Annotated in this window: 13 protein-coding genes and 2 tRNA genes; 4 read left to right on the forward strand and 11 right to left on the reverse strand. The window is 44.4% G+C overall.

Features of this window, described 5'->3' with window-relative positions; translation table 11 throughout:
- Positions 1 to 3 precede the first annotated feature (3 nt).
- The gene (locus B5F34_RS05850; protein ID WP_087336056.1) at positions 4 to 2,889 is read left to right on the forward strand and encodes a PD-(D/E)XK nuclease family protein; all 2,886 of its coding nucleotides are present in this window, start codon (positions 4 to 6) and stop codon (positions 2,887 to 2,889) included.
- A 299-nt stretch (positions 2,890 to 3,188) separates the two neighbouring features.
- Here the strand turns inward: B5F34_RS05850 and B5F34_RS05855 are convergent, their stop codons facing one another.
- The 4 genes from B5F34_RS05855 to serB all read right to left on the reverse strand — a co-directional run bounded on the left by B5F34_RS05855 (position 3,189) and on the right by serB (position 6,734).
- The gene (locus tag B5F34_RS05855) at positions 3,189 to 3,737 is read right to left on the reverse strand and encodes a ParB/RepB/Spo0J family partition protein (RefSeq protein WP_087336058.1); all 549 of its coding nucleotides are present in this window, start codon (positions 3,735 to 3,737) and stop codon (positions 3,189 to 3,191) included.
- Positions 3,734 to 5,023: a DUF3440 domain-containing protein gene (locus B5F34_RS05860; protein WP_087336060.1), complete on the reverse strand. Its 1,290-nt coding sequence runs from the start codon at positions 5,021 to 5,023 to the stop codon at positions 3,734 to 3,736. Before B5F34_RS05860 ends, B5F34_RS05855 begins: the two co-directional genes overlap by 4 nt.
- Positions 5,010 to 5,420 carry a hypothetical protein gene (locus B5F34_RS05865; protein WP_087336062.1) on the reverse strand — a complete coding sequence of 137 codons (411 nt, stop codon included), beginning with the start codon at positions 5,418 to 5,420 and terminating at the stop codon, positions 5,010 to 5,012. The genes B5F34_RS05860 and B5F34_RS05865 overlap by 14 nt, the downstream gene beginning before the upstream one ends.
- Before the next feature lie 75 nt (positions 5,421 to 5,495).
- On the reverse strand, positions 5,496 to 6,734 hold the full coding sequence (gene serB / locus B5F34_RS05870; protein WP_087336064.1) for a phosphoserine phosphatase SerB: 1,239 nt from the start codon (positions 6,732 to 6,734) through the stop codon (positions 5,496 to 5,498).
- A 286-nt stretch (positions 6,735 to 7,020) separates the two neighbouring features.
- Here serB and B5F34_RS05880 point away from each other — a divergent pair, with 286 nt between their 5' ends.
- Both B5F34_RS05880 and B5F34_RS05885 read left to right on the forward strand, forming a co-directional pair.
- The gene (locus B5F34_RS05880; RefSeq protein ID WP_087336066.1) at positions 7,021 to 7,521 is read left to right on the forward strand and encodes a thioredoxin-like domain-containing protein; all 501 of its coding nucleotides are present in this window, start codon (positions 7,021 to 7,023) and stop codon (positions 7,519 to 7,521) included.
- A 376-nt stretch (positions 7,522 to 7,897) separates the two neighbouring features.
- A tRNA-Lys gene (locus tag B5F34_RS05885) sits at positions 7,898 to 7,970 on the forward strand.
- Between the two features lie 177 nt (positions 7,971 to 8,147).
- Here B5F34_RS05885 and B5F34_RS05890 read toward each other — a convergent pair.
- From B5F34_RS05890 to B5F34_RS05910, 5 genes are all read right to left on the reverse strand, one after another.
- A tRNA-Arg gene (locus B5F34_RS05890) sits at positions 8,148 to 8,221 on the reverse strand.
- Between the two features lie 483 nt (positions 8,222 to 8,704).
- Positions 8,705 to 9,667, reverse strand: coding sequence for a D-2-hydroxyacid dehydrogenase (locus B5F34_RS05895; RefSeq protein ID WP_087336068.1), 963 nt, complete (start codon positions 9,665 to 9,667; stop codon positions 8,705 to 8,707).
- Positions 9,668 to 9,701: 34 nt separating this feature from the next.
- Positions 9,702 to 10,985: a replication-associated recombination protein A gene (locus B5F34_RS05900; RefSeq protein WP_087336070.1), complete on the reverse strand. Its 1,284-nt coding sequence runs from the start codon at positions 10,983 to 10,985 to the stop codon at positions 9,702 to 9,704.
- A 168-nt stretch (positions 10,986 to 11,153) separates the two neighbouring features.
- The gene (locus tag B5F34_RS05905; protein ID WP_087336072.1) at positions 11,154 to 13,742 is read right to left on the reverse strand and encodes a DUF5686 and carboxypeptidase-like regulatory domain-containing protein; all 2,589 of its coding nucleotides are present in this window, start codon (positions 13,740 to 13,742) and stop codon (positions 11,154 to 11,156) included.
- A gap of 336 nt (positions 13,743 to 14,078) precedes the next feature.
- Positions 14,079 to 15,167, reverse strand: coding sequence for a UDP-N-acetyl glucosamine 2-epimerase (locus B5F34_RS05910; protein WP_087336141.1), 1,089 nt, complete (start codon positions 15,165 to 15,167; stop codon positions 14,079 to 14,081).
- Positions 15,168 to 15,259: 92 nt separating this feature from the next.
- Here B5F34_RS05910 and B5F34_RS05915 point away from each other — a divergent pair, with 92 nt between their 5' ends.
- On the forward strand, positions 15,260 to 15,880 hold the full coding sequence (locus B5F34_RS05915; protein ID WP_087336073.1) for a trimeric intracellular cation channel family protein: 621 nt from the start codon (positions 15,260 to 15,262) through the stop codon (positions 15,878 to 15,880).
- Positions 15,881 to 16,504: 624 nt separating this feature from the next.
- Here the strand turns inward: B5F34_RS05915 and lysA are convergent.
- Entirely contained in the window at positions 16,505 to 17,665 is a 1,161-nt protein-coding gene (gene lysA / locus B5F34_RS05920; protein ID WP_087336075.1) for a diaminopimelate decarboxylase, read from the reverse strand.
- A 174-nt stretch (positions 17,666 to 17,839) separates the two neighbouring features.
- A complete protein-coding gene (locus tag B5F34_RS05925; protein WP_087336144.1) occupies positions 17,840 to 19,156 on the reverse strand; it encodes an aspartate kinase in 1,317 nt (438 codons plus the stop codon).
- Between the last annotated feature and the right edge of the window lie 6 nt (positions 19,157 to 19,162).

Below are 19,162 nucleotides of genomic sequence, written 5' to 3' on the forward strand. Positions count from 1 at the left end.
ACAATGGAAAGTTTTCTCCAGCAGGTCGCACGCGACCTTCAACATAAGACAAACGGTGATTTGTCGCGCACAGCCATCGTCTTTCCCAACAAACGCGCACGACTCTTCTTTAATGAATACCTGGCTGCCAACAGCAACCGACCTATATGGTCGCCAGCCTATGTCAGTATCAGCGACCTCTTTCTCCAATTATCTACCCTGAAGTTAGGAGATCCGATCCGGCTTGTCTGCGAATTATACAACATTTTCCGTGAAGAAACCTCCAGTTCCGAAACCCTCGATGACTTTTACTTCTGGGGCGAACTGCTTATCAGTGACTTCGATGATATAGACAAAAACCTGGTAGACACCAAACGCCTATTCCGCAACTTGCAGGACCTGCGGGATATGATGGATGACAATACCTTCCTTTCACCCGAACAAAGTGAATCCCTCCGCCAGTTCTTCCTGAACTTCAACATCGAAAAGCATACAGAATTAAAGCAACGCTTCATTTCACTATGGGACAAGCTGGGCAACATTTATCAGCGCTTTCACAACAGGCTTTCACAATTGGGCATCGCTTACGAAGGAATGATGTACCGCAAGGTCATTGAGGACATCCACCCCGAACATCTTTCTTACGAACGCTATGTGTTTGTGGGTTTCAACGTACTCAATACTGTCGAGACCAGGCTCTTCCAATTACTGCAAAAAGCCGGTAAAGCCATGTTTTATTGGGATTACGACATATCCTACACCAGCCTCCCTCTCCAACAGCAATTGACTTATACTCATGAAGCGGGTGAGTTTATCCTGCGCAATCTGAAATTATTTCCCAACGAGCTTCCCGAAGCCTACTTTGACATGCTGCGCCGCCCCAAACACATCAGTCTGATTTCATCTCCTACCGAGAACGCACAGGCACGGTACCTGTCGGAATGGGTGCATCTGATAAAAACCGGAAACGACGGCCCTGAAAAAGAAAATGCCGTTATCCTTTGTAACGAATCCCTGTTATTGCCAGTGCTCCACTCCATTCCTTCCGAAGTAAACAACGTAAATATTACCATGGGATTTCCTTTGGCACAGACCCCTGCATTCAATTTCCTGAATGCACTGGTCGAATTGCAAACCAAGGGATATAATCCTTCAACCGGACGTTACAGTTATGAAAAAGTACTTACCGTCTTGCAACACCCCTATACCCGCAGTCTCTCACTGGCTTCCGTGCAATTAGAAAGACATCTTGCTCAAAACAAGCGTTTCTATCCCCTCCCCTCAGAACTAATGGCCGACGAATTCCTGCAAGCTGTCTTTACCCCACAGAACGGAATAGCATCGCTATGCCGCTACCTGATTGACTTGCTCCGGCGCATTACTGTAATCTATCAGCAAGAAAAAGAGGAAACTGACATTTTTGACCAACTCTACCGAGAATCGCTATTCAAAAGCTACACTGTGGTCAACCGCTTGCTGAGCCTGATAGAATCAGGAGAACTGGCCGGTTTACGCACAGATACTTTCCGTCGGCTCCTCAATCGCTTACTGGCAGCAGCCAGCATACCGTTCCACGGCGAACCAGCCATCGGCATGCAAGTAATGGGCGTATTGGAAACCCGCAACCTGGATTTCCGCAACCTGCTCATCCTTTCTCTCAACGAAGGACAGTTGCCCAAAGCCGGAAGCGAAGCTTCGTTCATCCCTCATAACCTACGGCATGCCTTCGGTATGACAACCATCGAACACAAGAATGCGGTGTATGCCTACTATTTCTATCGGCTTACCCAAAGAGCTGAACATATTACTTTGCTCTACAACACCTCATCCGATGGTCTGAACCGGGGAGAAATGTCACGGTTCGCCTTACAGTTCCTCATAGAATACCGCCATCCCATCAAACGTTTCTATCTGGAAGCCGGGCAGTCTCCCCGCCGTATGCTTCCTATTACTGTTGAAAAGAACAGTGAGATGCTGAATAAACTCAGATGTGCTTACGACATACGTTATTCTCCAGAAAGCCTCCTATCACCTTCGGCCCTCAATGCTTATCTGGATTGCCCGCTGATGTTCTACTACCGATATGTAGCACGCCTGCATGCTCCGGAAGAAATAAATGCAGAAATTGATTCGGCACTATTCGGCACTATTTTCCACCGCTCTGCAGAATTGGTTTACATGGATTTGACTGCTATGGGTAAAAATATCCGCAAAGAAGACCTGACCACTCTGCTAAAGGACGATGTACGCCTGCAAGGCTATGTGGACCGCGCATTCAAAGAAAAATTCTTTCATGTAAATACAGACGAACACCCCGAATATAACGGAACGCAACTCATCCATGCCCGTGTTATTGCCTCTTATCTGCGACAATTGTTGCGTAACGACCTGCGCTATGCCCCCTTCTGTATGGAAGGCATGGAGCAGAGAGTCTTAGAAACTATCGAAGTGGACACAACGCAAGGAAAACTTCTGCTAAACCTCGGAGGAACCATCGACCGCATGGACAGTAAGGAAGACACCATCCGTATTGTAGACTATAAAACCGGAGGAGTCCCCAAAACGCCCGACAACATTGAGCAACTTTTCACGCCTGCCATCGACCGCCCCAATTATATCTTCCAGACATTCCTCTACGCTGCCATAATCAGCCGCAAGCAATCGCGCAAGGTGGCTCCCGCCTTACTCTATATACACAAAGCGGCTTCCGATGAATACGAACCAATTATTGAAATAGGACCAGCACGGAACCGAGTGAAAGTCAATGACTTTTCCCTTTATGAAACAGAATTCCGTAAACGCCTTCAGAAACTGTTGCAGGAAATATTCAACCCGGATATTCCTTTTACACAAACTGATGATAACAAAAGATGCGCGTATTGTGACTTCCAACAATTATGTAGAAGATAAAACAATTCCAGTTTCTTGCCGTTAAAACATAAATTGCTGGTCCACAGCCCGCAGCAACAGTTTTTTCGGCAATAAACTGCCAAGCTACATGGAACGGACTTCTACGCCCTGAGAAGTATGGTTCTAAGCCCTGAGAAACAAACACGGCATGAGTATCAGACAAACGCCAGTACCGAAAATAAAATCGCAGCGTCCTTTTTCCACTCTTTCAAACAGAAGAAAAAGGACGCTGTTCAACGGCTTCCCTGTCAACCCGCAGAGGTGACAAGTGCCAGGCGTAAATTATCTATCTGCCCGTCTTAATCTTCATCTGCATTAAAAGTATATTTATCCGTCTGGTCCGGAATAGTAAAATCCCTGTGCGAGAACAACTCTGCCAAACCGGAAATCTGTTTTAGCCGCAACACTTCATCACGGTCCATACCGATATTTTTCATAATCCATTCATCGCTCATACCCGCTTTGTCCAACTCAGCCACAATGTTGCACATCAATTCTATGTTATGCGTTCCCCTCGCTCTATTATGACGAATGGTTGACGCCATTCTGTTAGAAATATCTTTCTGAATCACCACTACCGGCAACAATCCTTTCTCCCGCTCATAAATTCTCTTTGAGGTCTTCAACACCCTATATCTATGAAACCCATCTACCAGAATATAGCGATCTGTTTCTTCTTCATAATAACATACACAAGGCATTGTAAAACCATCCTCCCAAATGGAAAGCTCCAACAAACGCATTTCAGGCGGAGCCACCACATTCGGATTATAATCATTGGCAAAAACCTTCTCTACCGGCACAGCCCTCACATCATACACAGGGCTTTTATATTCAACATCATTCATAAGTTCATATTTTTAAATTGTTGCATAATCTTATCCCGTTTATACACTTCTTCCTTGGTCAAGGCAAATCCCATATATTTGCATGCATGGTCATTCTTCAGAATACAAATGCACATGCGTTTGTAAGTAGGAATCTCTCTGAACTCCGGGATGTCAATATCATCCAAATAATCCATGCGCACCGGATGTTTCTTGGTCTTATAGTTGGTAGAATTCATAACCTCTATAGACACTCCGGCATCGCGCAACCTTTGGATCGTTTCATCAGACAAACATCCTCCTTTTGTACGCCAAAATTCGATACTGACTGTCAGTTTGCGCAAATAATTCCGGCGGGTTTCTTCTGGTAAAGTAGAAAGAAGAAACTGCATGAAACTTTTCCATGTATATCCCTTAGGTAAGCGAATGCTTTGCCATCCCATAGCACGCGTTCCTCCATATATACCCGTAAAGTTCACACCATTTACCCGCCCCAACATTTTTCCCCAAGTATTGGGGTCAATGGCACGATAAAGACGCAAACTGTCTTGGGCCTCACACAAGAACGGACTGGCCACCCGCTGACGCTCAATATTAACTCCCGCCATATAGTACAAATCATACAAATGGTTGTAATCAAACTTAAACTTGCCGTTAGCCGTCCAGATATCCACCGTCTTCCAATCGTAAATAGGATACGCATTGTAAATATCGCTCCCAATCTTGGAAGTCCACCGATAATTATGATACATTTGATATTTACGGTTCAGGTGAATACTACGCCAGCGGTTAAAGCTCTCCTGTGTGCGGATGCCTATCAAGAAACAAGTACGGCTTGCATCTTTCTGCCAATGCAGCCATTTGGCAAAATGCATCTGAAACTCATAATCCCACATCTCAGACGTATAAAAAGGAAAGCATTCCTTTGTCATGCAATCTTCAGGCATGGAACGTACCCATATATCCTTCATGTCTTCATCCCACGGGCGCCAAAAATTCTGGAACATCGAAGTACAAGTGGCCACCTTAAAAGGTACACAGATTCGATAGACATCCAAAATGTCTTTATTATCACTCAGAATCCGATTCACATAATCTATGGTCTGATGATACTGAATCTCATAATCCATATGAAAGACACACAATTTACGCTCCGGACAATGTCTCCTTACGTAATCCATACAAAGATTAAGCAATACGCCACTGTCTTTTCCACCAGAAAAAGACACACACACCGTATCAAACTCACGGAATATAATATCCAAGCGTTCCATTGCCAGTTCATATACATTTTTAATCTTCTGCATGAGCCGGCTCCTTTCTCATCTTTACATAACGTGTCCACTGTTTTTCTTCCACAAATCCCAAGCGGCGGAAAACTTCTTTATCTTCCCGAAAAGACACGGCAGACAATGTTTTCTCTGACAATGCCTCCATAGACTGTTTCACAAGCTCCTCCAGCACATCCGCATCCTTATTCTCCACATAATAGTTATTTATGACACCTCCTGTGCGTCTGCATTCTACCGGTACAAACCCGATAACCCGCTCCTCCTCATTCAGAGCAACAAACCATTGAAATTTCTCGGAAGTGCGAAAAGGAAAATTATTATTTTGCTTCAATACGGCTGGATTCATTACCAATGGAGCCACCAACCTGTACAGTTCCTCTTCTGTTCCATGCAATCGTTTAATATGAATCATTCTATTTTTATAATATAAACCCAACAACAATACTATAGCTATCCTCAAGCAATCTTAAGGAACCAAATACTCCTTTCATTTAGGCAAATCTATGTAAGAGTCCTTAAACCCTAAGAAATAGAGCACCCCATCAAGCCCAATTGTATTGATAGACTGACGGGCATTAGCTGCTACCTTTGGTTTGGCGTGAAAAGCGATACCTAATCCTGCCACCCCTAACATAGGCAAATCATTTGCTCCATCTCCCACGGCTATTGTCTGTGCAATATCTACTTTTTCTACCTGTGCAATAAGCCTCAACAACTCTGCCTTGCGTTTGCCATCTACTACATCTCCCACATAGCGACCTGTCAATTTGCCGTCTTCTACCTCCAACTCGTTGGCATACACATAGTCTATACCATATTTTTTTTGCAGATACTCTCCGAAATAAGTAAATCCACCCGACAAGATAGCTATTTTATAACCATATTTCTTCAATACATACATCAATCGGTCTACCCCTTCGGTAATAGGCAAATGCTCTGCAATATCCTGCATCACCGAGACATCCAACCCCTTCAGCAAAGCCACTCTCTCGCGAAAACTCTCCGTGAAGTCTATCTCTCCCCGCATGGCTCGCTCAGTGATGGCTTTTACTTTATCTCCTACCCCTGCACGCATGGCCAACTCGTCAATCACCTCCGTCTCGATCAGCGTAGAATCCATATCAAAACAAATCAGACGACGCATACGGCGATACATATTATCCTGTTGGAAGGAAAAATCCATCTCCAAATCCGAAGCCATTTTCATAAGCTGCGCCTGCATCTGCTCACGATCCCGCGGAGTACCTCGCACGGAAAATTCGATGCACGCTTTTGTCTTTGCCTCGGTCTCATTCAACGGGATACGCCCAGTCAAACGTTTGATAGCATCAATATTCATCCCCTGGTCAGCCAAAATACGCGTGGCGGCCGCTATTTGTCCAGCCGAAAGTTTACGCCCTAATAGTGTCAGTATATATCGGTTTTTACCTTGCATACCTACCCAATCCTCATACTCTTTGGCACTGATGGGATAAAAACGCACCGATACCCCCAGCGAGGATGCCTTAAACAACAGCTCCTTCATGATGAACCCCGAATGCTGCTCTTCGGTCTTACAAAGTATGCCTAACGACAAAGTACTGTGGATGTCGGCCTGACCGATGTCCATAATAGTTGCATCATACTTTGCCAATATCTCCATGACCGAAGCTGTCAGCCCCGGACGGTCTTCTCCTGTGATACGTATCAGGATAAGTTCTGTATTCAATGGTACTTGTTCTTGCATGTCAGCCAATCTAACAACAATTAATATGACGCAAAATTAGGCAAAATTCCCGGATAAAAGGAAGAGAATACCCATTTTTATGCTAAACAACATAAAAAAGTAGGCATAAAAACAGAGTTTTATACTTGTTTATTTGGAAATTAGTTTTATAAATGCTTACCTTTGCACCCGATTTCAAGATTGAAGGCTTTTGAATGACAGCATTCAAGGCCTGGGATAACAAAGATCCGGAAATGAAATCCCCGCACAAACGGGTTCCGGATAGTATTAACCAAAACCGTATTGCATGAGACATGTAAAATGGATTTTTGTTGTATTGCTGATTAGTTCCTTGACATCTTTTATGAACAAGAACAAAACCGCGGGAGGTTTGAATGTGGGCGACACGGCTCCGGATTTCGCTATCCAGACCTTGTCTGCCGGATCACACGGACAAAGCCTTTCTGACTTGAAAGGCAAACGTGTATTATTAAGTTTCTGGGCAAGCTACGATGCACCGTCCCGCATGTGCAACGCCGCACTCAATCAAGTGCTGATTGCTGCCCACCCGGACAATCTGGAAATGGTTTCCGTATCGTTCGACGAATATGAATCTATCTTTAAGGAAACTGTTAGAAAAGACCAGATAGCGACTTCGTCATGTTTTGTGGAAACAGACGGTGAGTTATCCGACCTTTATGAAGCATACCAGCTTAACCGGGGATTTGCAAATTACCTGCTGGATGAAAATGGCACCATTTTGGCGAAGAATATCTCTGCCGATGAATTTTCTGCTTACTTAAACTGACACGCAGATGAATCAGTTTCTGTAAGCACTTGTTTTGCTTACTGCTTCACAGCATCATGACCGTAAGGCAGAAATATATTAGCGAGGAAATTTAAATACAACAAAAAAGTTCCCCTCATACTTGACCGCTCTTGTGGTTAGTATGAGGGGAACTTCTCTTTTTATATACAGCACACTACCCCCAAACGTCTCCACGTCTGCCCAATAAGAATGTTCTCATAGAAAAATGAGCGGATGTTTTGATTTCACACGCATGATACATTGAAGTAAAAGAGCCTTTTATACCGTACACTACAATTATCTTTCAGAAATCCAACTGAAAGTTTGGCTGTTTCAAATAAAAGCAATACCTTTGCAGCCGAAATAATAAAGACAAGCACTCTTAGCTCAGTTGGTAGAGCAACTGACTCTTAATCAGTGGGTCCAGGGTTCGAATCCCTGAGGGTGTACAAAGAGGACTAAAATTTTTCCCTTTTGAAGGAATGATTTTAGCCCTTTGTTTTTGCCCATCCTGAACCCAAGAGACCGGAACAGAAAATCTTTTTTTAACCACCGCAACAGTTTATATAAAAAACATAGAGGCTAAATACTTATAAATATCAGTATTTTAGCCTCTAATCATATTGTGATTCCGCTGCGATTCGAACGCAGGACCCACGCCTTAGAAGGGCGTTGCTCTATCCAGCTGAGCTACGGAACCGACCTTATTTTTTAATTTGGGTGCAAAATTACGCTTTTTTTTTGAATTAGCAAGCAGATTTGCCGAAAAAAATATACTGAGTTGATTTTTATCTTTCTGCCCTGTACATGAGCCATATAGGGAACAAAGGCATATTTAATTGATAATCAGAATAATATTTCTTATATATAAGGAGTCGGCTGCTTATTGCTTGGAAAACTGCTGCTTATTGCTTGGCAACTTGATACAAAGAGTTTGCCAGCATCATCGCCATATACCGGTTTAGATTTTGCCTAACATGATTTGAGGACTTTTACCACAGATATTTTTCTGTCTTATGAAGAAGCGAAACAGGCCACTTGACGAAAGAAAACAGAAAAAGAAACAGGTAAAAGTCCTCAAAAGATACTAAGCAGAAGCTTAAAAGGAAAAATCTAAACGGGCTCTAAATGCACAAAACAACACAGCATATCATACAAATTGACCACAACAAACCACCTGACATTATTTTTGCGTCACGTCATTCACTGTTCTGCCTTCTATCCAAGAATGAAGGTTGTTGACGGCTATGCGCATTAAACGCTGCCTTGCTTCTATACTTGCCCAAGCAATATGGGGAGTAATGAAACAATTGCGGGCAGTGAGCAAGGGATTATCCGAACGTGGAGGCTCAGAGGAAAGCACATCAAGCCCTGCTGCATAAAGTTGCTCATTGTTAAGCGCATCTGCCAGAGCTTGTTCGTCCACCAACGGGCCACGAGCCGTATTAATAAGCACCGCGGTTTTCTTCATGACCGACAAACGACGACGGTCAACGAGATGATAAGTATCGGACGTTAACGGACAATGAAGACTGACGATGTCGCACCCGGAGAAGATTTCATCCAAGGTCTCTGCCTTATGGATTTCAGGAGGAAGCTGCAGGGCAGATTTAGAGGTCCACACATCGACATGCATACCGAAAGCCAGGGCAATACGAGCGGTTCGGCTACCGGTATTACCAAAACCAATGATACCAATGCGTTTGCCGCTTAATTCCTTAAGAGGGGTATCCCAAAAACAGAAATCTTTCGCGGTGACCCAACGCCCCTGGCGAACGGCTTCGGTGTGATGCCCCACATGTACAGCAATGTTCAGCAAATGGGCAAAAACCATTTGGGCAACAGAGTCCGTACTGTAAGCCGGGATATTTGTCACCACAATGTTCCGTCTGCGTGCAGCATCAATGTCTACAATATTATATCCGGTGGCCAATACGCCAATGTAGCGCAAGGCAGGAAGCGAGTCTATATTTTCGGCCGTGATGACGGTCTTGTTGGTAAGCAACACCTCCGCACCGGAAGCGCGTTCCATAAGTTGCTCAGGCGAAGTCCGGTCGTAAATCACACACTCACCCAATGCTTGAAATTCATCCCAACGCAGGTCGCCGGGATTGGCAGCGTAGCCATCCAATACTACAATTTTCATAATAGTTGCAATAATTGTTGTTTAAAATACTCTTCTATTTTTTCTCTTTCCCCCGTTCTTTCCCCCACAATTGTTCCATGCGCTCCCGATGGCGCGCTTCGGCAGGATTGTCTTGAGGAACCCAAATTGAACGTTCTTTCAAATCATCCGGAAGAAACTGCTGACGGACAAAATGACCGGGATAATCGTGTGCGTATTTATAGCCATCCGAATATCCCAATTGCTTCATCAATGTAGTGGGGGCGTTCCGCAGATGTAGCGGAACAGGCAGATTGCCTGTCTGCCGCACCAAGGCAAGAGCATCGTTAATAGCCATATAAGCAGAATTACTTTTAGGACTTGTCGCCAAATAAACGGTACACTCAGCCAACGGAATTCTCCCTTCAGGCCAGCCAATTTTCATTACAGCATCAAAAGTGGCGTTGGCCAAAAGAAGTGCGTTGGGGTTGGCAAGTCCGATATCTTCTGCTGCACTGATAACTAAACGCCGGGCAATGAAAGCCGGGTCTTCTCCCCCTTCTACCATGCGGGCCAACCAGTAAATAGCTGCATCGGGATCGGAACCTCGTATGGACTTAATGAATGCGGAGATAATATCATAATGCATCTCGCCATCCTTGTCATACGCCAACGGATTCTGCTGAAGCCGGTCTGTAACCATAGCATCGGTAATGACAACCGGGTCTTCATCGCCTGCAGCTTCCACCACAAGTTCAAGAATGTTTAACAATTTGCGGGCATCTCCTCCGCTATAACGCAACATGGCATCATACTCCCTGATTTCTATTCTGCGTTCTTTAAGCAACAAGTCTGTATCAAGTGCCCTATGCAACAAGGCCAAAAGGTCTTCTTTTTCCAACGGTTTAAGCACATAAAGCTGACAGCGGGACAGTAAAGGACGTATTACTTCAAAAGACGGGTTTTCCGTGGTGGCTCCAATCAACGTAACAATGCCCTGTTCCACGGCTCCCAAAAGCGAGTCCTGTTGAGACTTGGAAAAGCGGTGGATTTCATCAATAAACAAAATAGGGCTTGCAGTAGAAAAGAAGCGGTTGTTTTTGGCACGTTCTATCACATCACGCACATCTTTTACTCCGCTTGTCACGGCACTTAATGTATAGAAAGGAGTTTCAAGCTTGTTTGCTATGATTTGGGCCAACGTGGTCTTACCCACTCCCGGAGGTCCCCACAAAATGAAAGAAGAGATACGGCCGGAGTCTATCATACGGCGCAAGACGGCACCTTCTCCCACCAAGTGCTTCTGCCCAATATATTCATCCAATGTTTTCGGACGCAGTCTTTCTGCCAATGGTTGCATAATTGATTATTGTAATTAACGGTCACAAGATAACAGCAACACATACCTGTCTTGCACGCATATGTTACCTCTATTCAATTTTATACGGCAAATTTACATTTTTATTCCCAATGCAGTCGTATCTTCCAAAAGATTTGATACAACTTCATAGCCTCTCCAGAGCAGAACTTAGAAAAGCGTCAGAACCATAAAACGTATGCCCCACTTGGTAGTTCCCGGCAAATCAGTATAAGTAAGCCTGCGCACATATTCAATATGCAGCAGCTTGAATATATTATAGATTCCGACACTAATCTCCACGTATGGCTTACGAGAATCCATCACATAGCTTGTAGGCACCCCGTCACGCATCGGGAAGAGGAAGAGATCTGGATCATGACTCTTATATGGATTATTTTTATCCGTCAAGGTTCCCCACAATGTGCGAACACGGAACATTTCCCTCCATTTCAGTTTGCGAATCAAAGGGATACGGTTAAAAAGCTTTCCGTTCAAATCATAGCTCAACGCCAATGAGGCATAACGGTCGTTCAGGAATTCCATATTATTGATTAAATTGAACGACTCATTATTTTGAGTAATATACGACAAATTGGCCATGGGTAAATTAAGTAAGGGGAAAGGCACTTTATTCCACTGGGCACCGGCACGCAACGTAGCATCAAGCTTACCCCATGACCCGAACCAAAAACGCTTACGGAAACTTACTTCTGTCAGGTTAAAATTATAATCTCCACCCAAGAACCCTTTAAATCCGGTAGTATGCGAAAGACTGAACACAGGAGCATCAAGTGAGACGGGTATGCGCCGCTGCTTGGTATTGACAAAGGTTTCCCCCGGAGCATAACGGAAAGTGACGCCCAATTCGGTGGTTGTCATATCATGCACCCGTGTGTTCCCCTCCAACTCTCCGGCTCTAATCCCGTCATTTTTCCAATATTCCAGTTTGCCACCCGGCTGGTCGTTACGATGGCGGAACATGGCTTGCATAGAGAATCCCGTATTGCGTTCCAATTCATAGGTAAGAGTGGCATCCCGTATGTAAGACATTTGGTCTACAGTCGCCCACTTCCATCCTACAAACATATTGTCCTTGTCCGTCATCAAATATTTGTCCATGGGATTCATCACATCATACGTGTACTTAAAAGCAAGATAATGTTTAGGAAACTCCCACAATACATATTCACGTTTATTGAAAGAATAAGCCACCTGACCGGAATAAAACCACTTCTTATCTTTAGTACCATAAGCGCCATAACCACTTACAGCCCAATGCGGACTAAGATTACCTGTAGTCATGGCAGAAAGACGAAAGCGTGTACCATTCAGATAGTTACTTGTAATCATGGTATTAATCGGACCTATGTCGACTTTGCTGGGATGCTTCTTACCACCTGTTTCCACAAAATTCTCAATGAGAGCTTTGGCCGCAAAGATGATATACTTAAAGCCGGGGATCTGTTCTATGCGATTCATAAACACATCCATAGTACTCTCCTTTTTAGTCAGCGGCACCTGACGCATCTGCGCCCAATATTCATCAGAACGGGAAAGCATATTGGCTTCCTTAATAACATCGCCTTTCAAACGGAAAAGGCGAGGTTCTATTTCACCAAACTGATAATCTGTATATTTGGTAGTACGCTGTACTTCAAGTCCCTGTATTCCTTTGGTAATACCCAGTTCCACTATCATATCATCATCTGTCAGCACCCAGTTTCCATCAACCAATTGCTCAAATTCCTGCACAATATCCATATTTTCCACCCAGTTAACGCCTGTATTCTTGGGTAGCTTCATCGTGCAGCGCTTTACGGCATAAGTGGAATCTTTCAATACATACAGATGCCCCGTAAAGCCAAAGTCTTGGGAATTTTGCGGCACAAAACTGAGATGGACACACTCCCGACCCTCCACCATCACAGTATCTTCCAAATAATATTTGTAAAATGCAATGGCACCGCGACCTATCGGACTTGTAAAATATCGTTGTAATAGACGGATATTATCCTCATAGATGTTCACATCAGAAAAGACATCGTTCAGGATGGTACCTAACATATCACCTGTATTGAAGAATTCTTCCACACCCGTTGAGTTCATTCCTTCAATAATAGTCTTTTTGCTTTCAGGCTTCTTACGATAGATACTGCGGCTGACGGTCTCTTTGATGCTGATGGGTAATATGAGTTTACCCGACAGAGAAGACTCCTCTACCTGATCTTTAAAAAACGCAAACTTTTTATAGATGCCTTTCTCTAACTTTTCCGGTGTGATGTCGTTAAGCGACATCTTCATCTTCTCATATTTCTGATATTGATAGTAATCATTCTCTTCCAGCTTAAGAGACTTTTTATGCGCAATGACTTTACGCATAAATTCGACAGCAGGATTATTCTTCCGTGAATACTTCTCACGTTTAGGTTTTACCACCACCTCACTGAGTAGAAAATTATCCGGGCTCATCTTGACATTGAGAGTGGTTGTACCGTTTTCCACACGAACCGTTTTCGTCACATAACCCACGTATGAGAAAACCAACTCATCCACTCCTGGCTGACGCGACAGACGGTATTCGCCCTGCTCATTGGAATGTGCCCCCAAGGTGGTCCCTTTCCATTGCACATTGACGTACATCAACGGCTCGTTGGTAAGCGAATCGGTAATAACTCCCTTGATTTGAGCTTCTGCCCGAGAGAAGATAAACGCAAACAACAAGAAAAGAAAAGTATATAAGATATATCGTTGCTTCATATTTTCATTATCAGGCTGCAAAATTAGCAAATAAGCACGAAACAGGAAGCAAATATAAACTAAAGAATAATAAAGGCAGAGACAACCTCCCCGCATTTCCTGTAGACAGAAAATGTCAGCAATAAGGCATAATACGCTCTCTACCTTCTATTCTTATGATTTCATAGAAGAATAATGATAACAACTCACGACTTCACAGCGAAGCAAGTGCATTGCTTTTCATGCACTTACTCATGCGCATGAAGCTATTGTCTTATTCCCCTTCTTACTCAGGCAACTCCGATTCTACCACACGTATCCTGCAACCTTGCCCATTATCCTCCACCAAGAAGATCGCTATACTTGTCCCATCAACAAGGTCTGCACAATACGTTCAGCCGCACGTCCATCCCAACGTTCAGGCAATGTCGCATGCTTCCACTCACCACACTTCAGTCGTTCAAGAGCTTTCGACAATGCATCAGGATCCTCACCCGTCAGTTCAGAAGTTCCCGTCCGCCACACTTCCGGATGTTCCGCATAAGGATTGAGCAGGCAACAAGGAGTGCCGGTGAAAGTGGCTTCTTCGGCTATATTGCCCGAATCGGTCACTACTGCATAAGCTTGATTCAGCAAGAAGCCAAAATGCAGATAACTTTGTGGAGGCAACAAGTGCAACTGAGGAGCATTCAGGCAGAGTGACCGCACCGCGTCTTCGGCATAAGGATGTAAAGGTGCCACAACAGGCAATCCTTCGCTATGAGACAAAAGCGTATTGAGCAATGAATAGAGCACCGTGCGCTTATTAAGCAAGTCATGACGGTTCAACGTAAGCAACAAGTAACGTCCCTTGCGCAACCCCAAACTATCAAACCACAGCGGTTGCAAAAGCCTATGCCGGTTGTAACGGATAGTATCAATAAGCACATTACCCACTACAACTGTAGGATTGGCCAGTCCTTCAGCATTCAAATTCGCATTGGTGCTGATGCTGGCTGCAAAAAGCACATCGGCAATAGCATCTATGATAGTACGGTTCACTTCGCGAGGTTCGCAAAGATTAAAGCTGCGGGTTCCTGCAATGACATGCGCCACCTTGAGCCCCCTTTTCTTGGCCACAACAGAACAAGCCATGGCAGCCGTACTGTCATCTACTACCAATATAAAATCGGCCGGATTAGCATCAAGCTCACGTTCGAAAGCCAACATGACCTCGCCTGCTATTTGTGATTGCCCGCCGGAAGCTGCACCTAAATAAGCATCTGGAATGGGCATGGCTAAATCAGAAAAAAGCGATGGCTCCAATGCCGTGTCATCCATACTTCCGGTATAAACAATCCGATAAGTGATATTATTTCCTGCCTCACGAGCCGCATCCGCAGCCCGACAGATAGGAGCTATTTTCATAAAATTAGGCCTTGCAGCCGAGATGATAGTCAGTTTCATCGTAAAAAGGATTATAAAATGACATGCAAATGTACGCATTTTGCGAGAAATTTCGTTCCTTTGTCCCCAAAATTAAATAGGAAAAAACAATTATGCCAACTTTTGTTCAAATACTCGATTTCATCGGTACCTTTGCTTTTGCCGTCAGCGGCATCCGTCTGGCTTCTGCCAAAAGATTTGACTGGTTTGGTGCTTTCGTATGCGGCTTTGCAGTAGCTGTAGGAGGCGGTACCATCCGCGACGTCCTGCTGGACGTAACACCTGCCTGGATGACTGACCCCATTTATCTTCTTTGTACCGGCTTAGCATTGGTATGGGTGATTTTATTCGGCAAGCACCTTATTCACATGAATAATACGCTATTTACATTTGATGCCATCGGGTTGGCACTCTTTACCGTGGTAGGATGTGGCAAAGCCCTGGCATTGGGCCATCCGTGGTGGGTTGCCATTATCATGGGAAGCATTACAGGTGCAGCGGGAGGAGTTATCCGCGATGTGCTCATCAACGAAACACCACTTATTTTCCGAAAAGAGATTTACGCCTTGGCTTGCGTGGCAGGAGGTACTATGTACTGGATTTGTTGGAAGTTCGGCGCAGAGTCTTTTGTGTGTCAGGTGGTTGGGGGAGTAGTAGTCTTCGTTACCCGCGTCATTTCCGTTAAATACAACATCTGTTTGCCTATCCTCAATGGGCACGAAGAAAAAGATTGAAGGTAACATACATATTATCTGATAATACTCCGGTAAAGATAGACCATGCTATTTGCCGGAGACGTGACTGAAAGTAAGCAGACGGAAGAACAGCCTACCACAGTGCAAAGCCAGACTGTAGATCAAACATGGCAAACGGGAAAAGCAAAGTTTCCAAGCAATAAGCAGTCCACTGCCACGCGATAAGCAGCGCGATCGTTATATATCAGAAATAGGACACTGATTATTAATAAGATACAAAGAAATAGCTACATAAATCAGACAAACGGAAGCCTATATCGTCGCAATAAGAAGACGCAATATGTACTTCAGCAGATGCTTACATCTTGCCGATAGCCAGCCCCCTTCAAAAGGGTATGGACCTCTTCTTATCCAAAAAAGTACGGATGAGAACGCGGTTATTCTTCCCGCATCTCATCCGTACTCAACGCTATAAACAACAAATATTTAAAGTCTGTTTAGTTTGACTTCTTTATGATTTTTATTCAGCCGCTTTGGGGTCTATTCCAGGTTTCTTTTCCAGTCATCCTTCGCCACGTAGCCCACTACGCTCCTCACGACCACCGGAAAAATGTCCTCAGAAACAGTTCTCAAAATCAGACTGAGCAGAACCTGAACAGGCTATTAAAGGAATTCGTCCGAAGTATATCCTTGAGGCAGTTCCCGGCAATTGTAACCAGAAGCCATGATTTCACCATAAGCTCCAGCCGAACGCAAAGCCACTAAATCGCCCCGATGTACAGTGTTCAAATCGACAGCCTTGCCAAAAACATCAGACGATTCACACACGGGACCAACCACATCGTAAGCCTGCACCGGCTCCTCTGACGAAAGGTTCTCAATTTTATGGTAAGCCTGATAAAGAGCTGGACGTATGAGGTCTGTCATACCGGCATCAAGGATAGCGAACTGTTTATTGGCTCCCTGCTTTACATAAAGTACACGGGAAATGAGTGAACCACATTGTCCTACGACAGCACGTCCCGGCTCAAAATGCAACGTCTGCCAGGAACGCAACTTCAAGTGGGTATGCCAAGTGGCAAAATACGACTTGAAATCGGGAATGGGCTGACGATTCGGATGCGCATAGTCAATACCCAGTCCTCCCCCGACATTGATATAGGGAATGCGCAACAGGCGCGCTTCCAGATGATCCTGCAATTCATTGATGCGATTGCACAATGCAACAAAATCTCCCATGTCCAGAATCTGTGAGCCTATATGAAAATGCAGTCCTATGAACTCTACATTTTGCATAGACCCTGCCAAATCAATGACATAATCCATATCTTCCATCCGTATGCCAAACTTATTCTCGGCCAAACCGGTAGTTATATTGGCATGTGTATGCGCACCGACGTCGGGATTAATGCGAAAAGCCACCCGGGCCTTCTTGCCTTTGTCATGTGCCAATTGGTTAATCACTTCCAGTTCAGGCACAGACTCCACGTTGAAGCAGCATATATCGTAATCCAGTGCCAGATTAATTTCCCAATCCGCTTTTCCCACACCAGCAAAGACAATCTTCTCCGGTGGAAATCCCGCTTTAAGGGCAGCCTGAATTTCACCCCCGCTCACACAGTCGGCCCCCAGCCCACTCTCACGGATAATAGACAAGACCTTGGGATTGGCGTTAGCCTTCACGGCATAATGCACAACGCAGCGTCCACACCGCGCTGATTCAACCTTGATAGCATTGAGCGTATCACGCAGCAACTGAACGTCATAATAATAGAAAGGAGTGCGCAAATCGCGGAATTTATCAAGAGGAAATGTTCCTTTCATACAAATGTTTAAGTTGTTTTGTAAATTGGATTAATCGCTAAAAAAGAAATTCATGTATGTCTATATACGCACATACCGATAAATGATTAATGATAAATGACAGACAGGAAACGCAAGTCACTCCTCACATATTTCCCCCATCATTTATCACCAATCGTTATATCCTTCAATCGCTTATTCATTAAATAGAGCCTTACTCAACGATTGAAGAGCCTCTTTCTTGTCGCATTCACGAATAAGGAAAGAGATATTGTAATTGCTACCTCCGTAAGAAATCATACGGACCGGAATATCGCGCATGGCATCGAGCGCTTTGGCTTCGAACCCTACATTCTCCCATTCCAAATCGCCAACCACACAAATGATACACATATCACGGTCTACAGTCACGGTACCATACTTCTTCAGGTCATCCAGAATCTCATTGAGATGCTTTACATTGTCAATAGACACGGACACTCCCACTTCGGAAGTACAAATCATATCAATAGAAGTCTGGTAGCTCTCAAAGATTTCAAAAACCTTGCGCAAGAATCCATAAGCCAGCAACATCCGACTCGACTTTATTTTAATAGCCGTAATGTTATCTTTGGCAGCCACGGCCTTGATTTTTCCTTTTTCCGTATCGTTCGAAATAAGCGTTCCCTCGGCCGAAGGATCCATGGTATTAAGCAAACGGACAGGGATATTGGCATACTTGGCAGGCTGAATGCACGTGGGATGCAGAATCTTTGCACCGAAATAAGCCAGTTCGGCTGCTTCCTCAAACTGCAGGTGACGCACGGGCGAAGTATTATCTACGATACGCGGGTCATTGTTATGCATACCATCGATGTCGGTCCAGATTTGAATCTCAGAAGCATTGACAGCAGCACCGATGAGTGAGGCTGTATAATCACTTCCCCCCCGTTGCAAGTTATCAATTTCCCCATAGGCATTGCGGCAAATGAATCCTTGAGTGATGTAAATATCGGCATCAGGATAAAGTTCCAGCTGGGCGCGGAGCTTGTCTTTAATGTAAACAGGGTCTGGTTCAGCATTTTTGTCCGTACGCATAAACTCCAAAGCCGGAAGTAAAACTGAATTTACACCGCATTCCTGCAGGTAATAGTTCATCATTCCTGTAGAAATCAGCTCGCCCTGTGCCAGGATGACTTTCTCTTCGAAAAGCGTAAAAAGGTCCTTTGTATAAGAGCGGATGTAATCAAAATGCGACTTAATAAGATCCATACCCTTCTGTTTATACTCGGGCGTAGCATACAACTCATCAATATGCCTGCGATATTTGGCTTCAAGGCGATTAATGATTTCATTGGCACCTTCGGGATTTTTCTTATAAAGATAATCAGAAATCTCCACCAATGTATTGGTCGTTCCTGACATGGCCGATAAGACTACAATCTTACGCTCACCGTCCGTAATCAGTCTGGCCACATCTTTCATTCTCTGAGCAGATCCTACCGATGTGCCTCCAAACTTTAAAACTTTCATTCCTGT

It is taken from the genome of Mediterranea sp. An20, from assembly GCF_002160055.1.
Lineage (GTDB): Bacteria > Bacteroidota > Bacteroidia > Bacteroidales > Bacteroidaceae > Bacteroides > Bacteroides avicola.